The following is a 22,986-nucleotide window of genomic DNA, read 5'->3' as shown; positions in this document are numbered from 1 at the left end:
AAATTCATGAAAAATACATCTTATTACAGCATATTGCATAAATAATACACTCCCTTTTGAGCATGAAGAAACTTTTATTTTTTGCCTTTGGCCTGCTGATCACCACCACTACCGTAAAAGCACAGACGCTAAAGCCAGGTGTATTGGTAGTTGGCAATGGAAATGCTGCAGTAGCCGCAGCCATACAATCGGCCAATTCGGGCGTAAAAACCACCATTTTATTACAGGCCGGAGGTTTTGATATTTTGCCAATCGGAGCAGACCTCAGCTCGGGCATTCAAGCCACTTTCCTTAAAAAACTGCGTATAGCCAAACAAATAACAGACAGCACCCAGTCTGTTGCTTTTGATAAGCAAACCGCCAACGAGGTGCTGATTAAATGGACAGATAGCATCAAGAATTTAACGGTAATCAAAAACGTGATGTGGATCAAAGCCGAACGTTCTGGCAATAACTGGTACTTTAAGCTCAGCGATGGACGCACGCTAAAACCACAAGTACTCATCAATCCAGGCGATGCAAAACTTAATGATGCACTTAAAATTAGGGCTCCGGCCCAATATTGGGAAAAACTCGACTATTCGAACACCATTTACCGAACAAATATAGCCGCTGGCAAAAGCCTTGGCGATAATACGGCTCATATTTTTTCGCTCTATCAGCTGCTGATTCCGCAACAAGAAAACCTGATTTGGATGAAGGATGAGCAAAGTATGCTGCTCGGACAGGCCGGTGGTGCAACCGCAGCCTATGCGGCGTTTTTCAAAACCAAAACCTCGCTTTCCGATTTAAAAAAGATTCAAGGCGAACTCATCGGCTACAAATTAAACCTGATGCCCTTCGAAGACATCAAAAATGATGATCCGAATTGGAAAGCCATCCAGATGGTAGGCCTCACTGGCGTAATCAAAGCCGGGATTGGAAGCACGGGCGCCAAGTTTTTGCCTGATAACTTGGTTGGTACCGAAGAAGTGAAGCAGCCGATCAAGGATTTCTATTACAAGGCTCAAATCTGGTTCGACGATTACAAGAACAGCCAGCTAACCATCGGCGGCGCCATCGAAATGATTTGCTACGTGGGCAATAAATCGCCAGAAACCACCAAAAAAGAATTAGAAAAAAAATGGAATGCCACTTATAAATTCGCAACCAAGCTCGATCCGGCCAGGCAGATCAGTCGGCGTGAGCTTGCAGTTTTGCTACAGGATTACATGCCTCCATTTAATGTAAACGTAGATCCCAAAGGCAAAGTGGTGCGCTAGAAAAGCCACACTGTAACATTTGTAAAATCTTGCCGTACTTTAGGTTAGGTCAATGCTTTTTTCTATAAATTGCACGCATAACCTCAAACAAATATGAAGAAACTTTACCTTTTTCAACTGTTTTTTCTGGCTTTGCTGTGCCCTGTCCTCGCACAGCAACAAGATTACAGCAACAGCGCCCGTTTAGCCCAAAGGGTTAAAGCCTTGGCCGAAAAATACCCGCAATGGGTTAAATCGAAATCGCTAACCCAAACCGCAGGTGGCAAAGACATCTGGATGCTCACCATTGGTGGCGCAAAGGCTGATCAGAAACCTGCTATTGCCGTAGTTGGCGGCGTAGAAGGCAAGCACCTCTTGGGTGTTGAAATGGCTATTGGCTTTGCCGAAAAACTAATGGCAGCGGCCCAAACAGATAGCATCAAAAACCTGCTGAACAAACAGACCTTCTATGTTTTTCCAAACATGAGCCCCGATGCAACCGAGCAGTATTTTGCCAAGGTCAGATCAGAGCGCAGTGGCAATGCCACCAAAACCGACGATGACCGCGATGGCAAACTGAACGAAGACGATGTTGACGATCTGGATGGCAACGGCAAAATTACCTGGATGCGCGTGCTAGACCCAACCGGCAAGTACAAACTTAATCCAGACGATCAGCGCTCGCTGATCATGGCCGACCCCAACAAAGGCGAAAACGGCAAGTACATCCTGTTGCCAGAAGGTATCGATAATGATAAAGACGGCGATTTTAACGAAGATGGCGAGGGAGGAGTACATTTCAACAAAAACTCAAGCTACAACTACAAAAACTTTATTCCGGGCGCCGGCGAATATGCCGTTTCAGAAAAAGAAAATAGGGCATTGTTCGATTTCCTGTTCGACGCTTTTAATGTATACGCTGTAGTTACCTTCGGTCCGGTAAACAACCTTTCGGCTCCGGTAACTTTTAACCCTGCCGGAGTAGCCAAACGCGTAATTACCAGCTGGTTCGATGCCGATGTGAAAAGCAACGCGCTGGTTTCTGAGCGTTACAATAAAATCACCAAAACCAAAGACGCCCCGAAAACACAGGCCGAAAGCGGCGACTTTTCGCAATGGGCCTATTTCCATTATGGCAGATTGAGCCTCAGCACACCGGGGTGGTGGGTGCCGAAAGTAGCCCCCGATTCGGCTAAAAAAGAAAAGAAACTAACCAACGACGATGCCGTAGCTTCCTACCTGCGTTGGGCAGCCAGCCAAGGCATTACCGATACCTTTACGCCTTGGAAAGCGGTTCAACATCCTGATTTTCCGGGACAGACCGTTGAAGTAGGCGGCCTGGATCCGTTTGTGCTCAACAATCCGCCCTACAAAATGGTGGATGGCATTGTGGGCAAGCACACCGATTTCCTGATTGGCTTGGCCGCCATGGCGCCACAGCTTGAACTGATTGGCCTTAAAACCGAAAAATTAGCCGATGGCTTAACCCGCGTAACCCTAAAGGTGATGAACAATGGCGATTTGCCAACCTATACCAAAGTGGGCGATCGCAGTTACTTTCTCAAAAAAATTGCCGTAAAAGTAAATACCAATGCCAACCAAACCGTGGTAAGCGGCCGTAAGTCGCAAACGCTGGAAAGCATAGCCGGTAAAGATTTTAAGGAATTGACCTGGCTAATTAAGGGTACAGGCAAGGTAACCATCGATGCCGGCAGTCCAACCACAGGCAGCAAATCAATTGAGGTAGCACTATAATCAAAACACAATGAGAATTAAACAAACTATTCTTCTGGCTGCAATGATTTTGTGCGCCGGAGTTTCGAGGGCTCAAAAACCCGAAAATATATTGGCTGCGGTAGGTACGCCACCCAATCCCAAAGTAATGGTAAGCTGGAACCGCTATAACGACTATGCGGCCATTACCGATATCTGCAAAAAACTAGTCGCGGCGCACCCTAACCTGGTTAAGCTCGAATCGATGGGCAAATCGTTTCAGGGCAAAGACCTTTGGGTAATGACCATCACCGATACCAAAGTAGGCAACGCCGATAAAAAACCGGCCATGTACATCGATGGCAACATCCACTCTAACGAAATACAGGGCAGCGAATTTGCCTTGTACACCGCTTGGTACCTGGCCGAGATGTTCAATGCCGGCAATAAAACCATTCAATCGCTGCTGGCTGATAAAACATTTTATATTGCGCCAACCATCAATCCTGATGCAAGGGATAACTTCATTCACCAGGCTAATACGGCGCACTCGCCACGCTCGGGCATGATTCCAATCGATAACGACCGTGATGGGGCTACCAATGAAGACGGTTTCGACGATTTGGATGGCGATGGCCACATTGTCATGATGCGCCGCAAAAGTCCAACCGGACGTTTCAAGGTAGATCCAAGCGATCCGCGCCGCATGATTATGGTAGGCAACGACGAAAAAGGCGATTTTTATGAACTTCTGGGTTCGGAAGGAATTGACAACGATGGCGATGGTTTCGTAAACGAAGACGGCGAAGGGGCCTACGATCCGAACCGCGATTGGGGCTGGAACTGGCAACCTAATTACATCCAAAGCGGAGCCTACAAATATCCTTTCTCTTTACCTGAAAACAGGGCTATTGTTGATTTTGTGATGAAACATCCGAACATCGCCGCCGCACAGTCATACCACAACAATGGCGGTATGATTTTGAGAGGGCCAGGCGCATTGGAAGATTTAGACACCTACAATGCCTTAGATGTTCGCGTGTACGATGCCTTGGGCAAAAAAGGCGAAGAAATGTTGCCCGGCTACAAGTATTTGGTGGTTTACAAAGACCTGTATTCGGTTTTCGGAGGCGAACTCGATTGGTTTTACGGTGGCCGGGGCATCTACACTTTCTCTAACGAGTTGTGGACAGGCTATTCGATGTACAACAAAACCGATGGCGAAGACAGTCAGGCGCAGCTATACAGCTTCGATAAAGACCTGCTGATGAAAGATGCCTTCGTAGATTGGCATCCGTTTAAACATCCGCAATATGGAGATATCGAAATCGGTGGGTTCAAGAAAACCTATACCCGTTTGCATCCGGGCTTCCTGCTCGAAAGCGATGCGCACCGCAACATGGCCTTCAGTATTTTTCATGCCTACAATACGCCTAAGCTAAGTGTCGGCGAAATTGAGGTGAAAGAAATTGGTGGCGGATTAACACAAGTAACGGCTGTTGTAAGCAACGAAAGGATGATTCCTACCCACTCGAGTCAAGATGTGAAAAACAACATCGAAACCCCTGACATCATTTCGCTAACCGGCGGAACCGTAGTAGCGGGCATGGTGGTCAACAACCGCGATTTGGGAATAACCACCGAACAAAAACTGGATCCGGCCAACATCAAGGTAGGCAACATTGCGGGCAATTCTTATGTAACCGTGCGCTGGCTGGTCAAAGGTGGCAGCAAATTTACCGTAAACGTAAGCAGCAAAAAAGGCGGTGTAGCCAGCAAGTCAAATTAAGCATCAACGCCCCAGGTTAAGTTCGGCTTGGGGCACAAAAAAATAAAAATGAAAAAGTACTTCGTATTCTTTTTACTATCGGGCGCGGCCATCGCGCAGGCACAGCAATTGGCGCCGTTAACCGTGCAAAAAATCATGCGCGATCCTAAATGGATGGGCACTTCGCCCAGCAATTACCGCTGGTCGGCCGATAGCAAAACCGTTTTCTTTAGCTGGAATCCCGAAAACAAGGAAAAAGACCAGCCTTATAAGGTCAGCGTATTAACCAACAAGCCAGAGCCTACCGAAGACAACGCGGCCGAAAAAGCGGCCGAGACCAATTATGCCTACAACAAAGACAAGTCGCTGGGCTTGTCTGAAAAGGGTGGCGACATCTATTTCTATAACTTCAAAACCAAAAAGGAATCGAGGCTGACCAACACGGTAGAGCGTGAAAATGGCGCCCGTTTTCTGTACAACAACGATGTGGTGTTTCAGCGTGGCGACAATATGTTCCAGCTCAACATGGCAACGAACGAACTGAAGCAGCTTACCAATTTTGTGAAAGGCAAAAGGCCAGGGCCTGGTGCACCGGGTAGCACACCAGGCAGTACGGCACCAAGCGTTCAGGATACCTGGCTCAGAAACGAGCAGACTGACTTGTTCGACATCATCAAAAAAAGAAACAAGCAAGGCCCAAGGGGAGGGTTTAACGGAGGCGGGCCACGTCGTGCTTTTGGTGGTGCCGATGCCAGCCAGCGCGTTATGAAACCAGTTTACTTAGACGATAAATTCCTTTCGGCCATTGTGGTAAGTCCCGATGGCAAATACGTAAGTTATCGCCTAACTACGCCAACCACCAACCACAACACCATTGTGCCCAACTATGTTACTGCTTCAGGCTATACCGAAGATATTCCGGGGCGCACCAAGGTGGGCGAAAATCTTAATGTATCGGAAACTTTTATCTACAACACCGATAAAGACAGTGTTTATACGATAAAAACCGCTCAAATACCAGGCATTAAAGATTTACCTGATTATGTAAAGGATTATCCTAAAGAACTGGAGGAGCGCACCAAAAAGAATGAAGACCGTAAAGTGAGTTTGAGCGCGCCAATCTGGAACGAAACAGGTTCTACCGCAGTTATTGTGGCCGATGCGCAAGACAACAAAGACCTTTGGATTTTGAAACTCGATGCCGCCACCGGTAGCGTGAGCATCATTGATCGTCAGCGCGACGAAGCCTGGATCGGCGGGCCAGGCATAGGCCGCGGCATCCAATGGATAGACAACAACCGCTTCTATTTCCAAAGCGAAGCGACGGGCTATTCGCACCTGTATACATTCAACGTGGCCACGGGCGAGAAAAAGCAGCTCACTTCTGGCAAGTGGGAAGTGCAGCGCGTTGACCTTTCGAAAGATAAAACCACTTTTTACATCACAGCCAACAAAGAACACCCGGGCATTACCCATTTCTATAAGCTGAGCGTAAATGGTGGCGATTTGGTGCAGCTTACCTCGATGAAAGGTGGCAACGAGATTACCATGTCGCCTGATGAAAAATGGATTGCCATCAACTATTCTTACATGGACAAGCCTTGGGAACTGTACATCCAGCCAAACAAACCAGGCGCCAAGGCGGTACAGATCACCAAATCAACAAGTGCCGAATTCGACAGCTACAAATGGCGCCAGCCAGATCTGGTTTCGTTTAAGAACCGTTATGGTGCCGACGTGTATGCCAGGGTGTATCCAGCCACCAATCCGCATCCTAACAAGCCAGCAGTGGTATTTGTGCATGGCGCAGGTTATTTACAGAACGTGCATTACTGGTGGAGCCAATATTTCCGCGAATACATGTTCAATAACCTGTTGGCCGATAATGGCTATACGGTAATTGATATCGATTATACCGCAAGTTCGGGCTATGGCCGTGATCACCGCACGGGTATTTACCGCAACATGGGCGGCAAGGATTTAACCGACCAGGTAGACGGCGTGAAGATGCTGGTAGAAAAGTATGGCGTCAATCCTAAGCATGTAGGCCTGTACGGAGGCTCGTATGGAGGTTTCATCACCTTAATGGGCATGTTTAAGGAGCCGGAGGTTTTCTCGGCAGGGGCGGCCTTGCGTTCGGTTACAGACTGGGCGCATTACAATCATGGTTATACCGCAAACATCCTGAACGAACCTTTCAACGATCCAAAGGCCTACAAGCGCAGCTCGCCGATTTACTACGCCGACAAATTGAAAGGCGATTTGGTAATGTTGCATGGCATGGTTGACGTAAACGTACATTTTCAGGATATTGTTCGCCTGAGCCAACGCCTGATCGAGTTGGGTAAAGACAATTGGGAGCTGGCGGTTTATCCGGTAGAAGATCATGGCTTTGTTGAGCCGAGCAGCTGGACCGACGAATACAAACGTATTTTCAAGCTGTTTGAAAGCACGTTGAAGAAATAATCCTCACCTTCTGTCTCTTTTGGAATAGGCAGGGGAAGAAAATGCCGATAGATTGTTTGTACTTCAAATGGCATTTTGAAAAAATAGATAGGCTCTAATTTGTTATGATGGCCATATAGTTTCTCTCTATATGGCCATCAATATTATAGATGTACAATAAGCCGAACTTGGTTGTTTTTGAAGCCGAATAGCCGTACCTTTGCGCCATCAAATTTTAGAAAAAACCAAAAATTATGGCAATAGTAGGTAAAAAATTCCCGAGCGTTAGTATCGATGCAATCTCAGAAATGGGAGACGATTTAAAGATCAACTTATTTGAAGAAGCGGTAAATAAACAAACCAAGATTTTATTATTCTGGTATCCTAAAGATTTTACTTTTGTTTGCCCTACAGAACTACATGCTTTCCAAGCGGCTTTGCCTGAGTTCGAAAGCAGAAACACCATGGTAGTTGGCGCTTCATGCGACACCAACGAAGTGCACTTTGCCTGGTTAAATACCGCAAAAGACAATGGCGGTATCGAAGGCGTAACCTATCCGCTTTTGGCCGATACCCACAGGCATTTGGCCAACATCTTGGGTATTTTAGATCAAGAGGTAGAGTTCGATGAAGAAGGCAACGAAACCTATTCAGGCTCGAACGTAACTTATAGAGCTACTTACCTGATCGACGAAACTGGTAAAGTATTCCACGAAAGCGTAAACGATATGCCATTGGGCAGAAACGTTAGAGAGTATCTGCGTTTGATTGATGCTTATAGCCACGTACAAAAACACGGCGAGGTTTGTCCGGCAAACTGGGAAGAAGGCAAGCAAGCCATGAACGCCAACAGAACTGGCGTAGCCGAGTACTTAAGCGCTAACTAATTTAAATCAGATCACATGTTTTTAGAATTAACAGAAGATAATTTGCAGCAATACGTAGCCGACAACAAAAAGGTGATGGTTCAGTATGCGGCATCTTGGTGCGGCAACTGCAGGATCATGAAACCTAAGTTTAAAAAATTGGCGGCCGAAAACGAAGACGTTGCTTTTTTGATTGTTGATGCTGAAAAACTACCAGACTCGCGCAAATTGGCCAATGTAGATAACTTGCCAACTTTCGCAGCCTTTGATGGCGGAGCTTTGGTAGGGCAGGTACAAACCAATAAAGCGGAAGTTTTAACCGAGTTGTTCGACAAGATAAAATAAGGAGAGATGAAAGTTCCAGTGATAAGACAGCTGTTTCAAAGCAGCAGCCCTGAACAGTTGGAGGCTACCCTAGAAGTACTAGAAGCTTTCTGCGAGTTTAGGGGCGTACACGAAGCAGAGATTGATGTGGCGGGCGAACTGATCACCAATATTTGTGGCGCACTCGAAGTACATGCACAGGTAAAAGGAGGCATGGCCGAAAAAGATGCCCTAAATGCCTTTGCACAACGTGTAATGGGATCTATAGACAAATAAAGATTTTTGTATTGTCCCGTAAAGGTCCGATCCGCAAGGATTGGACCTTTTTTATGCGCGCCGTACAGATTGGTGTTCATCACCAACAAGCGGCAGAGGGCTATTTAAACCGTTGGCGAAAAATACCAACAAAAGGCCAGGGATTTTAACGGTGAGGGAGGTTACATCGTTTAAAAACGCTGATCGAAAGGGTTAAGCCATTGAAAGGATCATTTCAATATGTGGAATGCCATCTTCATCGTATGGCTCGCTGCTTTGCACAAAGCCCAGGTTAGTGTAGAATTTTTGAAGATAAAGCTGTGCGCCGATTTTGATGCTTTGGGTTTGGTAAGTGGCTAGGCAATGCGCAATGCTTTTTTGCATCAGCTTGATGCCAACGCCCGTGCCCCTATGGCGTGGCGAAGTAACTACCCGGCCAATGCTGGCTTCGGCAAAAGAAACACCGGGAGGCACCAAACGCGTGTAAGCCACCAAATCATCGTCCTGCCAAGCCATTAAATGGATTGATTTTTTATCCTTGTTGTCAAGGTCGAGGTAAACGCAATTTTGTTCAACCACAAAAACTTCACTTCGCAGTTGTAAAATGGCATATAGTTCGGCGGTGCTTAAGTCGTCAAAATTTTTATAGGTCCAGTTCAGTTCCATGATTTAGGCTTGTCCCATAAAGATACGGGCTTAAAGCTACATGAGCGAAAACAATTGCCAAAAGGCCAGGATAAAGCTCAAGATCATACCGCCATTGGCTACGAGTTTTAGGCCTTTCTCTTTTCTCGACTGCATAAAAAACACAGCTGCGATAACCAGGAAGGCTATCATGAGCCAGGTAAGTAAGGAGAGGCTTTGTAAAAATGGCGGAAAAATAGAAAGATAAGAGGCCTGCATCGCTTCATAGCTTATCTCGCGATCGGTAATCGTAAACCACCAGGCAATATCGGTTAGGCATAAAAGCAATAGCACAACGGCGATCAAAAATTTGTAGGGTTTCATCAGTTTATAGTTTTAGGTTAACTATAAGATAAATTTACTAACTTATTGTTACGGTTTGCTTTGTTGTTGAAACTTGCACTAGGGCGTTTAAGAAGTCTTGAAGGCTTCGCCATGTTGGCTTTAATTGTTGGTGTCTTTCTTTATAGACCTTCCCGCCCTCGGCCTTCCCTACATCCACCTCAAATTAGGCCAAATTCCGTCCTGCGTTTACAATACCATAAACCGTACGGATGGCCAGCTTTTCGTAGGCTTGCCTTTTTTCGTCGTTTAGGTCGTGCTGGAGCTTCTCTAGGGCAAAATGCTGGATCAGCACCAATGGCAGTATAATCTTCTCTCTAATGGCGATAGAACGCTTCTCAACGGGATAATTCTCCATCAAGGCATGGTGGCCCGAAAGTTTGATGAGCATTTTCTTGCTCAATTCGAATTCGTTGTGCAGCACTTTCCAAAATTCGCCGAATTTTTTGTCTTTGGCCAAATAGGCGGTAATGGCAAAATCAGATTTGCTCATAGACATCATACAGTTGTCGACAATTGTTTTGAAATAGCCCGATTCCTGATAAGTGTTTTTGACCTGTTCCCAGTTTCCGGCATCTTCCTGGTTTTTCAAAGCCGTTCCCACGCCATAAAATCCCGGGATGTTCTGTTTCAGCTGGCTCCAGGAAGTTACGAAGCTGATGGCCCTTAAATCGTCGAGTTTGAGGGCTTCGCCGCCATTTCTTTTGACAGGCCTGCTGCTGATGGTGATTTTAGACAAGAGGCTCAACGGCGAGAGGGTTTCGAGATAAGGCAAAAACAAAGGATGCTGACGCAAAGCCAAAAAGGCATCGTAGCTGTCTTTGGCCATGCTGTCTAAAATGGTGTAGTTGGCTTTATCTAGCAATACATTGTGTTTTTCTTTTACGCCTGAAGAGATACCCGCATTGATTAATTGCTCGATATTAAATGCCGCACTATCTACCGAACCGTATTGCGAACTGATGGTTTGGCCCTGTATGGTCAGTTGGATGTTCTTGTTGGCAATTTCCTTGCCCATCGAAGCATAAAAGCGATGGGTTTTGCCTCCGCCACGTGCAGGCGGACCTCCACGGCCATCGAAAAAAGCCAATTTAATGTTATGTTCTTCTGATACCTTGGTTAAGGCCACTTTGGCCTTAAAAATAGACCAATTGGCCATTAAATAACCGCCATCTTTGGTACTATCAGAGAAACCTAGCATGATATCTTGCTTGCCTCCGCGGCGTTTTAGGTGCTGTAGGTAAAAAGGGTGTGTATAAAGCGCTTCCATAATCTCGCCGGCACCTGCCAAATCGTTTACGGTTTCGAACAAAGGCACAAAATCAATAGTCAACGTTTCGGCTTCCCAGCCGTTCCATAAAAACAGCTCCATCAGCTGCAAAATATCGCTGGCCTGTTGGCAATTGCTGATAATGAAACGATGGCAGGCCTCTTCGCCGTTCTCGGCCTGCATCTGTTGCAGCTGGGCAATGGTTTGCAGGGTATCTTCAATCAGGTTGTCTTGCTGGCCGCTGTAAATGATCTTGGCATTTTTAAAAGTAAGTGCCTTTAGTTTTTCAGCTTCGGGCAATTGATCGTAATCTTTGCTGAACAAAGAATTAATGGGCTTTTGCTCGCGGCAATAGGCGTGTACCTTGCGCAGGATGCGACTGTCTTGCCTGATGTCGAGCGAGGCAAAATGGCTTCGGTACAGTTCTACCTTGCGCAACAAATCGTCAACCAAATCGCTAAACAAGCCACCGTGGTCACTAACCAGGGTTTGTTTAATCTTGTTGAGGTTTTCGATTATGAATGGCGAAATATCTTTCAGCTCAATATTGCTGTCGAAAGCGTTTTTGTACAGCACATCGTGCAGGGTGGCAATATGGTCTTCAACGCCCCTAAAAGTGATGCGGCGTTTCAGGTTTCTGAAATCGCGGTAATAGCAACGGAACAGGATTTGGCGCAGCATACGCGAAACCTGCAAAGTAGTTTCGGGGTGCACGTTAGGGTTGCCGTCTCTGTCGCCACCTGGCCAAAAGCCCAGTTCGATTACTTTTTTGGGATCGATATGGTATTCGCTCAGCAGCTGGTTCAATCCAGCCTGGATATTGGCGGCGGCAAAGTAAAACACGTTCTCGAGATACCAGGCGAGGCTCAGGGCCTCATCAACAGGGGTTGGCGATTTCTTGTTAAAAAACGGCGTTTTGCCCAACTGCTGCAACAACTGGTTAATGGTGCTGATATCGTTGCTTCTGATGGCGGTAGTCAGGTCGTTGATAATGGCCAGCACACTGCCCGGATAGAACTGGGTAGGGTGGGCGGTAAGCACCAGGCGCAGCGAAAATTCTTCAATCAGGTGGTCAACCTTGCGGTGCAGTTTTTTATCGTCGTTGGCTTTGAGGAACAGCGCCCTTAAGGAAGTCTGCTCGTCGGCTACGTTGAGCTTGTTGAAAGAAGCGTCTTCCACAGCATCAAAAAGCACAACCTGACGCTCTATGTACTGGATAAACCTGAACAGCAGGTCGATGATATCCTGAGGATTGGTGTTGGGCGTATACTTGGCAAAGAACTCTTCGATAAGCTTGTGCGGCGTTTCGTGGTTTTTTACGCCATCTTCGCAACTTTTGATAAACAAAGGCAATAAGGTGCCCGTATCTTTTACTTTATAAAAAGGAAGGGTAAGGAATAAACTATTGTATAATTCGAAGCGGGAAATAACTTCGTTGTTAAAAATTGTTTCGCGCTGACTGGTAGGTTGAAGTGCTTGCATGCTGAAAAGGTACGCATATTAGACCTTATGAACAAAAAAAAATCGGAAATCAGAAAAAGATGACCAGGATAAATTTTGGACTTATGTAAAAAATCCGTACCTTGTATCTTATTAAAGGTTAATCAAATCTTTTAAAAGTATCAGCAAGATTTCTCGCAAGAAAAATTTTGTAATTAATTGTTAATTTTTTGGGAAAAACAAAGCCGGTCAATCGACCGGCTTTGTTTATTAATGGGCATCTGTAGGCACTTCTACGTTCTTTTTGAACTTCTGCAGGTACAGTAAAGGAATTGAACATAAAAGGATCATGCCAGCTACCCAATAGGCATCGCTGTAGGTTAACAGCAACGTTTGTTTAACAACGGCACCTTCGATGGCTTTCATGGCCATTAATTTGGCATCTAAAAAGCTCGCGCCTTTCGCCATAAAGGTATGGATCAAGCCATTAAGGCGATCGGTAAAGGCAGGATTGTATTCGTTGACGTTGGTTAAAAGATTATTTCGGTGGAAACCTTGACGGGTATGGATCAAAGTGGTTAGCGCGGCAATACCGAACGAACCACCCAATTGACGCATCATGTTGTTCAAACCAGAACCTTGTCCAATTTCAGGACCTTTCAAATCCTGGATGGCCAAAGTGGTTAAAGGCACAAACAACAAGGCCATGCCGATACCCCTGATCACCAAGGGCAGGAAGAATTGTCCGGTTCCCGATGACAAGGTCGATTTGCTCAACATATCGCAGAACACAAAGAACAGGAACATGCCGATGGTAGCCATGAACTGTGCCGGAATCCCCTTTTTGAGGAACATACCGATAAAAGGCATCATGGCAATGGTACACAAACCACCCGGAAACAAAAGCTCGCCGGTTTGGAGTGGCGAGAAGCCCAACAAGTTTTGGCAGAACACCGGAAACACGAATACCGAACCGTACAGACCAAAGCCCAAAATAAAGGACGTGAACATGCCGATAGAAAAGCTTCGGTGCCGCATAATCTTAAAGTTCACGATCGGATGGCTCGTACTCAGTTCGCGCCAAATGAACAAGAGCAGCCCCAGTACGGAAGTAACGCTTAATACGATGATATAAGGGGTGGCAAACCAATCTTCGCTCTCGCCTTTTTCCAGTACGGTTTGCAAACTGCCTACCGCAATAGCCAGCAAGGCAATGCCCCACCAGTCGACCGGAAGGCCCTTGCCGTCTTTAGGCGTAGCCTTGACAAAGGTGTACGTACAATAGGCGGCCAGTATGCCGACGGGAATGTTTACGTAAAAGATCCAAGGCCAGTCGCTTACCTCTAAAATATAGCCCCCAATGGTTGGACCTACGGTTGGACCCACAACGGCGCCCAAGCCAAACAAGGCCGTGGCAATACCCACGTCTTCTCTAGGCCAGGTTTCTAAAAGAATAGCCTGTGCGGTAGAAATCAAACCCCCGCCGGCCAAGCCCTGCAGGATACGGAAAAGCACCAGTTCTTCTAACGAGGTTGCGTTGCCGCAGAGGAAAGAAGCAATGGTAAAAACAATAATCGAGGTGAGGAAATAATTTTTTCGGCCAAAGCGGCTACCCAGCCAACCCGACATGGGCAGTACGATAACGTTCGCAACAGCGTATCCTGTAGATAACCAGGCCACATCTTCAAGCGTAGCGCCCAGGTTACCCTGTATTTGGGGTATGGCTACGTTTACAATCGTGGTATCAATCAGCTCCAGCAAGGAAGCCGTGATCACGGTAAATGTAATTACCCATTTTTTTAAACCTACTTCAGGCATCTGATGATTTTTTAAATAGACACAGAAACTTTAACGCTCATGCCTGGGCGCAGTTTTTCTAAAATTGCTTTGTCTTTGGTTTGGATTTTGATTTTTACAGGTACCCTTTGTACCACTTTTACGAAGTTGCCGGTCGCATTATCTGGAGGCAAAAGCGATCCCTTTGCGCCTGTAATTGGGGCAAAATTGTATACTTCGCCTTCAATCTCGTCTTTCGGATAAGCATCCACAACGATTTTAACTTTTAGGCCCGAGTGCAGCTTTTCTAGCTGGGTTTCTTTAAAGTTGGCGGTTACGTAAAGGCTGTTTTCGTTAACGATGGCAAACAGCGACTGTCCGGCTTGTACCAACTGGCCTTTTTGCACATTCTTTTTAGAAACGATACCCGTAGCTGGCGCTTTGATTTGGGTGTACGACAATTGCAGTTTGGCAAAATCTACATCAGATTGGCGTTGGGTAACACCCGAGCTGCTTACGCTCAATTGCGATTGGGTAGTTCCCACTTGCTTAACGGCGGCGTTGTACTGGTCTACGGCAGCGGTATAGGCCGCTTGTGCGGTTTCTTTCGATGCTTTAGCCTGGTCAAAAGCCTGTTGCGTAATCGAGCCATCTTTAATCAGATTGGCATAACGGTCGTAGTCTTTTTGGGCTAGTGCCAGTTTTACCCTGGCGGCTTCTATATTGGCCTTGGCCGTACTGGTATTGGCTTGGGTGGCTACAATTTGCGCCTGCGATACGCCAACACCTGCATGGGCACCAACCTGGCCAGCTTCGGCTTGCTCTACCTTGATTTTGTAATCGCGATCGTCTAAGGTAACCAAAACCTGATCTTGGCTAACTTTTGTGTTTTCTTCAAAGTTGATGTCCTTTACATAGCCGCCAACGCGGGCTACCACCGGACTGATATCGCCATCAATTTGGGCGTCGTCTGTATCCACGTGTTTGCTGAAATACAGGTATTCGTTAATTCCGAATATGGCACCAATCAAGATCAGTACGCCAAGTATAATGGGAATAACTTTGTTTTTCTTTTTTTTCGGTGTTGTCATTATTTGTTGGGTTAAGATTTTATTGAGAAATTTTTCCTGTTGATTTTAATAAGGTATAATAAGCCAAACGGGCATCGGCCTTGGCCAATTCGAGGTTGATTTTGGCTTGGTAAAGCAAGGTTTCGGCATCGATCCTGTCGGTAGCCGAAGCAATGTTGTTTTTGTACTTCGATTCCAGTAACCTGTCGTTTTCGGTAGCTTGGGCAATAGAAGTTTCCAACACGCCGATCCTCTGAACGGCCAGTTTATAGTTCTGGTAGTTTTTGTTCAACTCTGTTTTCACGTTATCGCTGAAAATATCTTTCTGTATGCCGATTTCCTGTTGCTGGATTTTGGCCTCCGATATTTTGTTCTTGTTGGTCCACAACGAAGCTACATTCCACGAAATGGTAGCGCCAACGGTAACCGGCATGATATACTGCTCTGCTGGCGGAATAAATTTGCCGCTCGGGTTAATGTAATACAGATTGGCACCTACGCCAACGGTTGGCAATGTATTGGCTTTGATCGATTTGATATTCACGCCAGCTACTTTGTTTTGCAGGTCTAGTTGCTGCAGTTCCTGGCGGTTGGCCATGGCCAAGCTGATGTAGCTTGACAAAGGTTCTACGTTTTGCAAAGGCAGTTCGGTTTCGCCCAAGGCAATCTCGGTATCTTCGGGTAAGCCTAGCAGAATATCGAGGTTGTAGTTGATGATTTTGCGGTTGTTCTCAATTTCCATATCGGTTAAAGAGACGTTGGCTTGTTGCAACTGGAACCTCAACACATCGTTTTTGGTTACAATGCCCTGCTCAAAAAAGCGTTGGGCCTGTTTCAGCTGACTTGCAATGGCTTCTAGGTTTTGGGCCACTACTTTTTTGCTCTGCATCACCTTGTATAGCGAAAAATAGGTGTTGATCACCGCGTAGCTGATTTCTTCCTTGCTTTTATCGGCATCCAATTTGGCCACCTCGGTTAAAAGCTTGGTCGATTCTTGCGCCAATTTGTACTTGCCACCGCCATAAACCAATTCTTGTACGGCTGCGGTACCTACAAAGGCATCGGCCCGGTTAGGCAAATGGATAGGATTGCCACCCCCAATGCTGAGGGTATTGGTCGGGATTTCGGCGTGGTTATACAAAAAGCTGGCCGTAGCCGTAGGCAGCGAATTGTCTTTAATGACCGCCAGTTTAGCCACGGATTCGTCTATTTTGTTTTGCGCCAGCTTCAGGTTTTTGCTATTGGCTACGCCTAGATCGATAGCCTCCTGCAAACTGAGCTTTCTGAGCGATTGCGCCTGTAAAGCCGCGGGTAGCAGTAACGTCGCAATCAGGATTTTGAATTTATTGTTTATCATTTTTTGGGATTGTTAAATGGGTAATGATGAGATCTTTTAAATGGTTTACCAATCTCTTTTCAAGTTGGGCTCTTTGTTCGTCGTTTTTGATGTCGAAATCTATATCCGGATTTACCTTGTTGGGTGAGGTAGCCGCCATGCTGATGGTGCCCATGATGCTGACAATGCTCATGCGCACGTCTACCGGTCTAAAATGGCCTTCTTTGATGCCGCTGCTGATGATGGATTCGATCACGTTCAGGTTTTGTGCCATCGCCTCCTTGATCTGCGTAAACATTTCGGGGCGTTGCGTGAGCGACAGTTCTCTGTGCATCATTTTATGAAAGCACACATTAGAAAAAATACGGTGGGTGTATTGTTCTACCACTTTCAGCAGTTTTTCCTTGGCTGGTATCTGCTCTTCGGCAATCAAATTGAGCTGCGATTTGAAACCAGAAATCCGATCTTCCATAATTTCCAAGAAAACCCCCTCCTTACTACCAAAATAGTAATTGATCATCGCCATGTTGGCGCCCGATTCCTTCGAGATCTGACGGGTGGAAGTCCCCTCGTAGCCAAACTCGGCAAATAGCTTTTCGGCTGCCCTCAGGATATCAGTTCTTTTATCTGTTTTTTCCATTTCTTGTTTTGACGCAGCAAAACTAATCAATCGATTGATTAATTTCCAAATCTACTTGCTCCTGTTTTACAAATGGATGATAATTCATTACCTTTAATGCCCTGCCCATGCATAAAACAGGGTTTTGCGATGAGAAAAAAAATTATCCTATTGTTCTTTTTAACGACGGTTGGCTTGTTGCTGCTTTCGTTTAGCGGTAAAAAAGCAGCAAAAGACGACCCCAAGACCTGGGTGCGCATCAATTTGCTGGGCTATTTGCCCAATGCAGTCAAAGTAGCTGTTTGGGCCAGCAAGGAACAGTTGCCGCCTAATGGTTTCGAATTGCTTGACGAGCGGAGTGGCCAAGTGGTTTTTTCATCTGCCAAAATTGCCAAATTTGGCGCCTATGGCCCATTTGCCAGTACAGCACGGCTTGATTTTTCGGATTTTAAAACGCCGGGGCGCTATTTGATCAGGGTAGGAACGATCGTTTCGCCTACGGTAATCATCAATAACGAGGTGTATCGGCACACGGCCGATTTCGTCCTGCGCTACCTGCGCCAGCAACGAAGCGGTTTCAATCCTTTTTTAAGAGACAGTTGCCACACACACGATGGCTTTGCGCTTTACGGCGCCAAGGCCGGAATCAAAGACAGTACGCATGTTGATGCTTCGGGCGGTTGGCACGATGCCAGCGATTACCTGCAGTATTCGACTACTTCGGCTAATGCCACCTACCATCTGCTGATGGCTTATCGCGATTTTCCGCAGGCTTTTGGCGATGAGAAACAGGCCAATGGTTTGGATGGCAAAAACGGCTTGCCCGATGTGCTCGATGAAGCGAAATGGGGACTCGACTGGCTATTGAAAATGCACCCTTCGGCCCGGGTGATGTTTAACCAGCTGGCCGACGACCGCGACCACCTCACCATGCGCATCCCCAAAGAAGACAGCCAATATGGGAAAGGATTTGAACGCCCATTGTATTTTATTGACGGCGAACCTCAACAAAGGGGCAAGTTCATGAATAATACTACCGGTACCAGTTCTACGGCAGCCAAATTTGCCAGTGCCTTTGCGCTGGGCAGCCAGATTTTTTATCCGTTAAACATCGGTTTTTCAGAGCTGCTTCACGCCAAATCGAACAGCGCTTACCAGTTTGCCTTGCGCAAAAAGGGCGTAACCCAAACGGTTTCTGTAAAATCGCCCTACATTTACGCCGAAGACAATTGGGTTGACGATATGGAATTGGCCTTGGCCATGTTGAAACCCCAACCTGAAGTTGCCGATTTATACAGGCCCAAGCAGGGCAAGGGTACGCTAGATTCGGCCTTTTTTTATGCCAAACAAGAACCCGTTACGCCTTGGCTCAAAGCCGATACCGCCAAGCACTACCAGTGGTATCCTTTTGTAAACATTGGACATTATGAATTAGCCAAGCAAAGTGGAGGCACAAACAAACAGCAGCTTATCGGTTATTACAAACAAGGCATTGAGCAGGTATGGAACAGGGCCAGGCAAAACGCCTTTTACCGGGGCGTGCCTTTTATCTGGTGCAGCAACAACCTGACCGTGGCTTTTGCCATGCAGTGTTTTTGGTATAGGGAATTGAGTGGCGATTCGAGCTTTTCGGCATTGGAACAGGCCAATTTCGATTGGCTGTTGGGCTGCAATCCCTGGGGAACAAGCATGGTATATGGCTTGCCCAGCTGGGGCGATACGCCCGTTGATCCGCATTCGGCCTTTACCCACCTTAAACAATATCCGATTGATGGCGGCCTGGTAGACGGCCCGGTTTACACGAATATCTATAAAAGCCTGATTGGCATACAACTGGGTGAGCCTGACGAATATGCCGAGTTTCAGAGTGATTTGGCCGTCTACCACGACGATTATGGCGACTACAGTACCAACGAACCTACCATGGATGGCACGGCGTCCTTGGTTTACCTGCTGGCCGCTTTCGATTCGAAGGCCGAAGCGACAAAGCCGAAGGTGACCAAATCTTATGGGGCTATTATTCGAGGCAACAGCGCCCAAAAGAAATTGGCATTGGTTTTTACCGGCGATGAATTTGCCGACGGAGGCCAAAGCATTGCCCAAACGCTGGCGCAAAACAACATTAAGGGTTCCTTCTTTCTAACGGGCAGGTTTTACCGCAACCCGGCTTTTGCGCCACTTATTACGAAACTCAAAGCAGGTGGACATTACTTGGGTGCTCATTCTAACGAACACTTGCTGTACAACGACTGGAACAAAAGAGATAGCCTATTAGTTGGTAAACCCCAGTTTAAAGCTGATTTGATGGCCAATTACAGCGCCATGGCGAAATTCGGGATCGCAAAGAAAGAAGCGCTTTTCTTTTTGCCTCCCTACGAGTGGTACAATGAAACCATTGCCAACTGGACCAGCGAAATGGGCCTGCAATTAGTCAACTTTACGCCCGGAACCCGTTCTAATGCTGATTATACCTATCCCGAAATGGGCAAATCCTACCGGAGCAGCGAGGAAATTTACCAATCTATTGTAGATTACGACCAAAAACAGGCCAACGGATTGAACGGCTTTATGCTATTGTTGCATATCGGAACTGATCCGAGAAGAAAGGACAAATTCTATAACCAGTTGCCCAACTTGATTAAATACCTCAAAAAACAAGGTTATGAAATGGTCAGGGTCAACGATTTATTAAGAACGGAGCCACAAACAGCGCAAAAATTTTAAAATAAAATATTTACCTTTGGCGCAAATCATAATAGCAAAATGAGCACAGAAGAAAATAAAAACAGTTTTGAGTGGGTTTACTACGTTTTAGGTTTATTAACCGGTATGTTGGCTGTAATTGCCGTAACCACTAGCTTGGGCTGGATCCTTTTAGGTGGCATCTTAGGCCTGATTTTCGCAGGTTTATTCCTGAATAAAATTGTAAAAGGACGCGAATACTAGTCTTCCGCAAAAAAAACCAATGAGTATGAAAAAATGGAGTTTATGCCTATGCCTGGCATTGTTCGGTTTTGCAGCAAATGCGCAGGAAGCAGCGATTAAGTTTCCGAAACCAGACGATAGTCCGATGGATGCGCTCTACTATCCGTTAAATGCCACCAAGGTTAAAGATGATTCGATGCCTGTGATCAAGGTACTTTATTCTCGCCCGCAAAAAAAGGGAAGAGAGATTTTCGGCATCTTAGAGCAGTTTGACAAGGTTTGGCGCTTGGGAGCCAATGAAAACACCGAAATCTATTTCGATAAGAACGTAACCATTGGCACCAAGAAGGTAAAAAAAGGCCGTTATAGCCTGTTCGCTATTCCGAGCAAAGACAAATGGACCATTATTGTAAACAAACAAACGGATAGGTGGGGTGCTTTTACCTACGACCAAGGCAAAGACGTGGTAAGGGTAGAGGTACCGATAGCCAAACTAGAGAAGCCTTTAGAGGTTTTTTCGATGACATTTACCGATCGTACCGACGGTGCCAACCTGATTATGGCTTGGGACACTACGCAGGTAAGCTTGCCTATCTTATTCAAAAAATAATTTCTAAATAGGAATCGATAAAAAAAGGGAGCTTAAACTCCCTTTTTTTGTGCCCTTTTTTTCCTGAGCATGCTGTCGATATAAATCAAAGCCAGCACCAGATCAACCAAAAGGAATACGTTTAAGACGGTGGGGTTGGCCAGTTTGCCGGCACCGAGATCCCAGTTGAACTTGGGTATGCTGAAATCAAAGCTTGTTTTGCTGTTGGCAATGGCCAGTATAAATACGGCTAAAATAGAGAGCACAAAAAATGCCCCGATAAAGCCGATGATACGCTGGTCTACCTTAGTTTTTAAGGCGATGGGCCTAGGCTCAAGTTTTACCTGTTCCATCACGTTGCGCGTAAAAGACATTGAGGGCTCGTCTAATTCCAACATGCTCAATTCGTGGTGTACAGCCAACAATTCCTGATAAACTTGCTGGTAGGTTTTGTCCAAGGCCAGCCTGGCTTCAACAGTTGCGCGTTCTTCGCTCGTGCAGTTGTTGTCGATGTAGTTCCAAAGTTGTTCTTCTATTGTATTCATATCAGCTCCTTAACTTCGTCTTTTAACAAATATTGTAATTTTTCCTTTAGCCTTTGTCTGGCGCGGTGCAGCTTAACCTTAATGGTGTTGGCTTCCATGTGCAGGGTCTGGCCAATTTCTTCCAAGCTCTGCTCGCTTTTATAAAACAAGGTAATAATGGCGGCATCGTCGGGCAGCAACAAGTCGATGGCCTGGTTCAGGTACACATAGCTCGACTTCTTTTCAACCAGATTGGCATCGAAACTGGCATCGCTATTGGCCACCTGAAATGCTTGTTCTTCGTCGTTGATCGAACTGGTTGCCAATCTTTTCTTGCGCAAAAAGGTCATGGCGGTAGTGTAGGTAATGGTATAAAGCCAAGTCGTAAACTTCGAATCTTGCTTAAACGTACCCAGTGCCTTATAGGCTTTTACAAAACAGTCTTGCGCAATTTCTTCGGCATCTTCCCTGTTCTTGGCAAAACGCAGCGCCAAGGTAAACACAAAGCGCTGATGGCGTTTCACCAAATCGGCATAAACCGAGGTGTTACCCGCCAGAACGGCATTGATTAAAGCTAAATCTGTTTCCTTTTGCTGCATACGTTATCGGCTATGACGCGATGTTTTGCCGACAGGTTACAGCAATTTACAAAAATATTAGGCTTTGGCTTCAGCAAAAAACTTAAGGCCCAAAATAGAAATGATGAGGGTAGTTAAAAAGAAGATGCGCCAGAAGCTATAAGATTCCTTAAAAAAGATAATGCCCACCAATACGGTACCGATGGCGCCAATGCCCGTCCATACCGCATAGGCCGTACCCATAGGCAGGGTTACGGTTGCCTTGTTCAAAAAAACAAAGCTCATTACTGCGCAAACCAAAAAGCCTGCGCCCCATTTCAGGTTAGTAAAATTGTCTGATAATTTTAAACAGGTCGTAAAGCCGATCTCTAACAGGCCAGCAATAATTAAATAGAACCAACTCATTGTGTATTTTTTTTTGACAAAGGTCGGCATCTCCAAACGGGCATCCTTTAACAAATGTTAAATAATTCAATTGACAGGTTTCGGTTAGCCGTTTTCAGTTAACTTGGCTTGTAACCCATAACCCATAACCCGTAACCCATGACCCATGACCCATGACCCATAACCCATAACCCATAACTCGAGTCCCGCAACCATCACTCACCGCTCGGCCCTGATCCGGCTTAGGGTAACCTGCGTAACACCCAAGTAGGAAGCAATGTGCTTAAGCGAAACACGCTTAAGCAGGCTTGGGCTTTGCGCCAGCAGCTCCTGGTATCTTTCGGCAGCCGACTTGAATTGGCGGTTGATGAGCCTTTCTTCGGTCTTGATCAGTTCCAGCTCTACAAACTTGCGGCCCCAATTGGCCAAATTGATATGGTTTTGGTAAAGCGATTGCAAAGCCTGGTCTGAAATGCGGTACAATATGCCATTTTCGAGCAGCTCTATGTTTTCGTAGCCCGGCTGCTGGTTAATGTAACTATGGTATGAAAGAATCAGGTCTGTTTCTTGGCCAAACCAAAAGGTAACTTGTTGATTTTCGGCATGGCAATAGGCGCGCGCGATGCCTTTGGCAATAAAATAGAGGTGGTTTTCTACTTTGGTGGTGCAAATAATCAGCTGGTTTTTAGGATAGGTTACACGCTCTAGCGAATCGACAAGTAGCTGCAGCTCTGCCTGGGGCAAAGGATAGATGCTGTTTATCTTGGCTGTAATTGGCGCTAATTCGGCTTGCATTGGCTAAAGATAACAAATGATGAAAATTTTTTCGCTAAGGGT

General features: G+C 46.1%; 21 protein-coding genes. 10 read left to right on the top strand and 11 right to left on the bottom strand.

What is annotated here, in order from left to right; translation table 11 throughout:
* Positions 1-62: 62 nt before the first annotated feature.
* The 7 genes from JHD69_RS02990 (at position 63) to JHD69_RS02960 (ending at position 8,633) form a co-directional block, all read left to right on the top strand.
* Positions 63-1,262, top strand: coding sequence for a hypothetical protein (locus JHD69_RS02990; protein ID WP_199137246.1), 1,200 nt, complete (start codon positions 63-65; stop codon positions 1,260-1,262).
* 93 nt (positions 1,263-1,355) lie between these two features.
* Positions 1,356-2,996, top strand: a complete 1,641-nt coding sequence (locus JHD69_RS02985; RefSeq protein ID WP_199137244.1) for a M14 family metallopeptidase — start codon at positions 1,356-1,358, stop codon at positions 2,994-2,996.
* A 10-nt stretch (positions 2,997-3,006) separates the two neighbouring features.
* The gene (locus JHD69_RS02980; RefSeq protein ID WP_199137242.1) at positions 3,007-4,743 is read left to right on the top strand and encodes a M14 family metallopeptidase; all 1,737 of its coding nucleotides are present in this window, start codon (positions 3,007-3,009) and stop codon (positions 4,741-4,743) included.
* Positions 4,744-4,791: 48 nt separating this feature from the next.
* The gene (locus JHD69_RS02975; protein ID WP_233165649.1) at positions 4,792-7,188 is read left to right on the top strand and encodes a S9 family peptidase; all 2,397 of its coding nucleotides are present in this window, start codon (positions 4,792-4,794) and stop codon (positions 7,186-7,188) included.
* A gap of 233 nt (positions 7,189-7,421) precedes the next feature.
* A complete protein-coding gene (locus JHD69_RS02970) occupies positions 7,422-8,054 on the top strand; it encodes a peroxiredoxin (protein WP_199137240.1) in 633 nt (210 codons plus the stop codon).
* 15 nt (positions 8,055-8,069) lie between these two features.
* Entirely contained in the window at positions 8,070-8,378 is a 309-nt protein-coding gene (locus tag JHD69_RS02965) for a thioredoxin family protein (RefSeq protein WP_199137237.1), read from the top strand.
* A 6-nt stretch (positions 8,379-8,384) separates the two neighbouring features.
* Entirely contained in the window at positions 8,385-8,633 is a 249-nt protein-coding gene (locus tag JHD69_RS02960) for a DUF6952 family protein (RefSeq protein WP_199137235.1), read from the top strand.
* Positions 8,634-8,825: 192 nt separating this feature from the next.
* Here the strand turns inward: JHD69_RS02960 and JHD69_RS02955 are convergent, their stop codons facing one another.
* The 7 genes from JHD69_RS02955 to JHD69_RS02925 all read right to left on the bottom strand — a co-directional run bounded on the left by JHD69_RS02955 (position 8,826) and on the right by JHD69_RS02925 (position 17,170).
* Positions 8,826-9,278, bottom strand: a complete 453-nt coding sequence (locus tag JHD69_RS02955; RefSeq protein ID WP_199137233.1) for a GNAT family N-acetyltransferase — start codon at positions 9,276-9,278, stop codon at positions 8,826-8,828.
* Between the two features lie 36 nt (positions 9,279-9,314).
* Entirely contained in the window at positions 9,315-9,620 is a 306-nt protein-coding gene (locus JHD69_RS02950) for a hypothetical protein (RefSeq protein WP_199137231.1), read from the bottom strand.
* Positions 9,621-9,804: 184 nt separating this feature from the next.
* On the bottom strand, positions 9,805-12,390 hold the full coding sequence (locus JHD69_RS02945) for a phosphoenolpyruvate carboxylase (RefSeq protein WP_199137229.1): 2,586 nt from the start codon (positions 12,388-12,390) through the stop codon (positions 9,805-9,807).
* 228 nt (positions 12,391-12,618) lie between these two features.
* Positions 12,619-14,166, bottom strand: coding sequence for a DHA2 family efflux MFS transporter permease subunit (locus JHD69_RS02940; RefSeq protein ID WP_199137227.1), 1,548 nt, complete (start codon positions 14,164-14,166; stop codon positions 12,619-12,621).
* Between the two features lie 11 nt (positions 14,167-14,177).
* Positions 14,178-15,215: an HlyD family secretion protein gene (locus tag JHD69_RS02935; RefSeq protein WP_199137225.1), complete on the bottom strand. Its 1,038-nt coding sequence runs from the start codon at positions 15,213-15,215 to the stop codon at positions 14,178-14,180.
* Positions 15,216-15,234: 19 nt separating this feature from the next.
* Positions 15,235-16,551: a TolC family protein gene (locus tag JHD69_RS02930; RefSeq protein ID WP_199137223.1), complete on the bottom strand. Its 1,317-nt coding sequence runs from the start codon at positions 16,549-16,551 to the stop codon at positions 15,235-15,237.
* Positions 16,538-17,170 carry a TetR/AcrR family transcriptional regulator gene (locus JHD69_RS02925; RefSeq protein ID WP_199137221.1) on the bottom strand — a complete coding sequence of 211 codons (633 nt, stop codon included), beginning with the start codon at positions 17,168-17,170 and terminating at the stop codon, positions 16,538-16,540. The genes JHD69_RS02930 and JHD69_RS02925 overlap by 14 nt, the downstream gene beginning before the upstream one ends.
* Before the next feature lie 129 nt (positions 17,171-17,299).
* Between JHD69_RS02925 and JHD69_RS02920 the strand changes: the two genes are divergently transcribed.
* From JHD69_RS02920 to JHD69_RS02910, 3 genes are read left to right on the top strand one after another with little or no spacing between them, the layout of a single operon-like run.
* Positions 17,300-19,873 (top strand): glycoside hydrolase family 9 protein, encoded by a 2,574-nt coding sequence (locus JHD69_RS02920; RefSeq protein WP_199137219.1) that lies wholly within the window; start codon positions 17,300-17,302, stop codon positions 19,871-19,873.
* A 39-nt stretch (positions 19,874-19,912) separates the two neighbouring features.
* Positions 19,913-20,095, top strand: a complete 183-nt coding sequence (locus JHD69_RS02915; RefSeq protein ID WP_199137217.1) for a hypothetical protein — start codon at positions 19,913-19,915, stop codon at positions 20,093-20,095.
* Between the two features lie 25 nt (positions 20,096-20,120).
* Positions 20,121-20,684 carry a DUF2911 domain-containing protein gene (locus JHD69_RS02910; RefSeq protein WP_199137215.1) on the top strand — a complete coding sequence of 188 codons (564 nt, stop codon included), beginning with the start codon at positions 20,121-20,123 and terminating at the stop codon, positions 20,682-20,684.
* A 32-nt stretch (positions 20,685-20,716) separates the two neighbouring features.
* Here the strand turns inward: JHD69_RS02910 and JHD69_RS02905 are convergent, their stop codons facing one another.
* The 4 genes from JHD69_RS02905 to JHD69_RS02890 all read right to left on the bottom strand — a co-directional run bounded on the left by JHD69_RS02905 (position 20,717) and on the right by JHD69_RS02890 (position 22,944).
* Positions 20,717-21,208 carry an anti-sigma factor family protein gene (locus JHD69_RS02905; protein WP_199137213.1) on the bottom strand — a complete coding sequence of 164 codons (492 nt, stop codon included), beginning with the start codon at positions 21,206-21,208 and terminating at the stop codon, positions 20,717-20,719.
* Entirely contained in the window at positions 21,205-21,786 is a 582-nt protein-coding gene (locus tag JHD69_RS02900; protein ID WP_199137211.1) for an RNA polymerase sigma factor, read from the bottom strand. The genes JHD69_RS02905 and JHD69_RS02900 overlap by 4 nt, the downstream gene beginning before the upstream one ends.
* 57 nt (positions 21,787-21,843) lie before the next feature.
* Positions 21,844-22,170 carry a DMT family transporter gene (locus JHD69_RS02895; RefSeq protein WP_199137209.1) on the bottom strand — a complete coding sequence of 109 codons (327 nt, stop codon included), beginning with the start codon at positions 22,168-22,170 and terminating at the stop codon, positions 21,844-21,846.
* 198 nt (positions 22,171-22,368) lie between these two features.
* A complete protein-coding gene (locus JHD69_RS02890) occupies positions 22,369-22,944 on the bottom strand; it encodes a Crp/Fnr family transcriptional regulator (protein ID WP_199137207.1) in 576 nt (191 codons plus the stop codon).
* Positions 22,945-22,986 lie beyond the last annotated feature (42 nt).

The organism is Pedobacter sp. ASV12, assembly GCF_016429155.1.
GTDB lineage: Bacteria > Bacteroidota > Bacteroidia > Sphingobacteriales > Sphingobacteriaceae > Pedobacter.
Note: the sequence above shows the minus strand (reverse complement) of the source record. Positions and strands in the feature narration are given on the sequence as shown.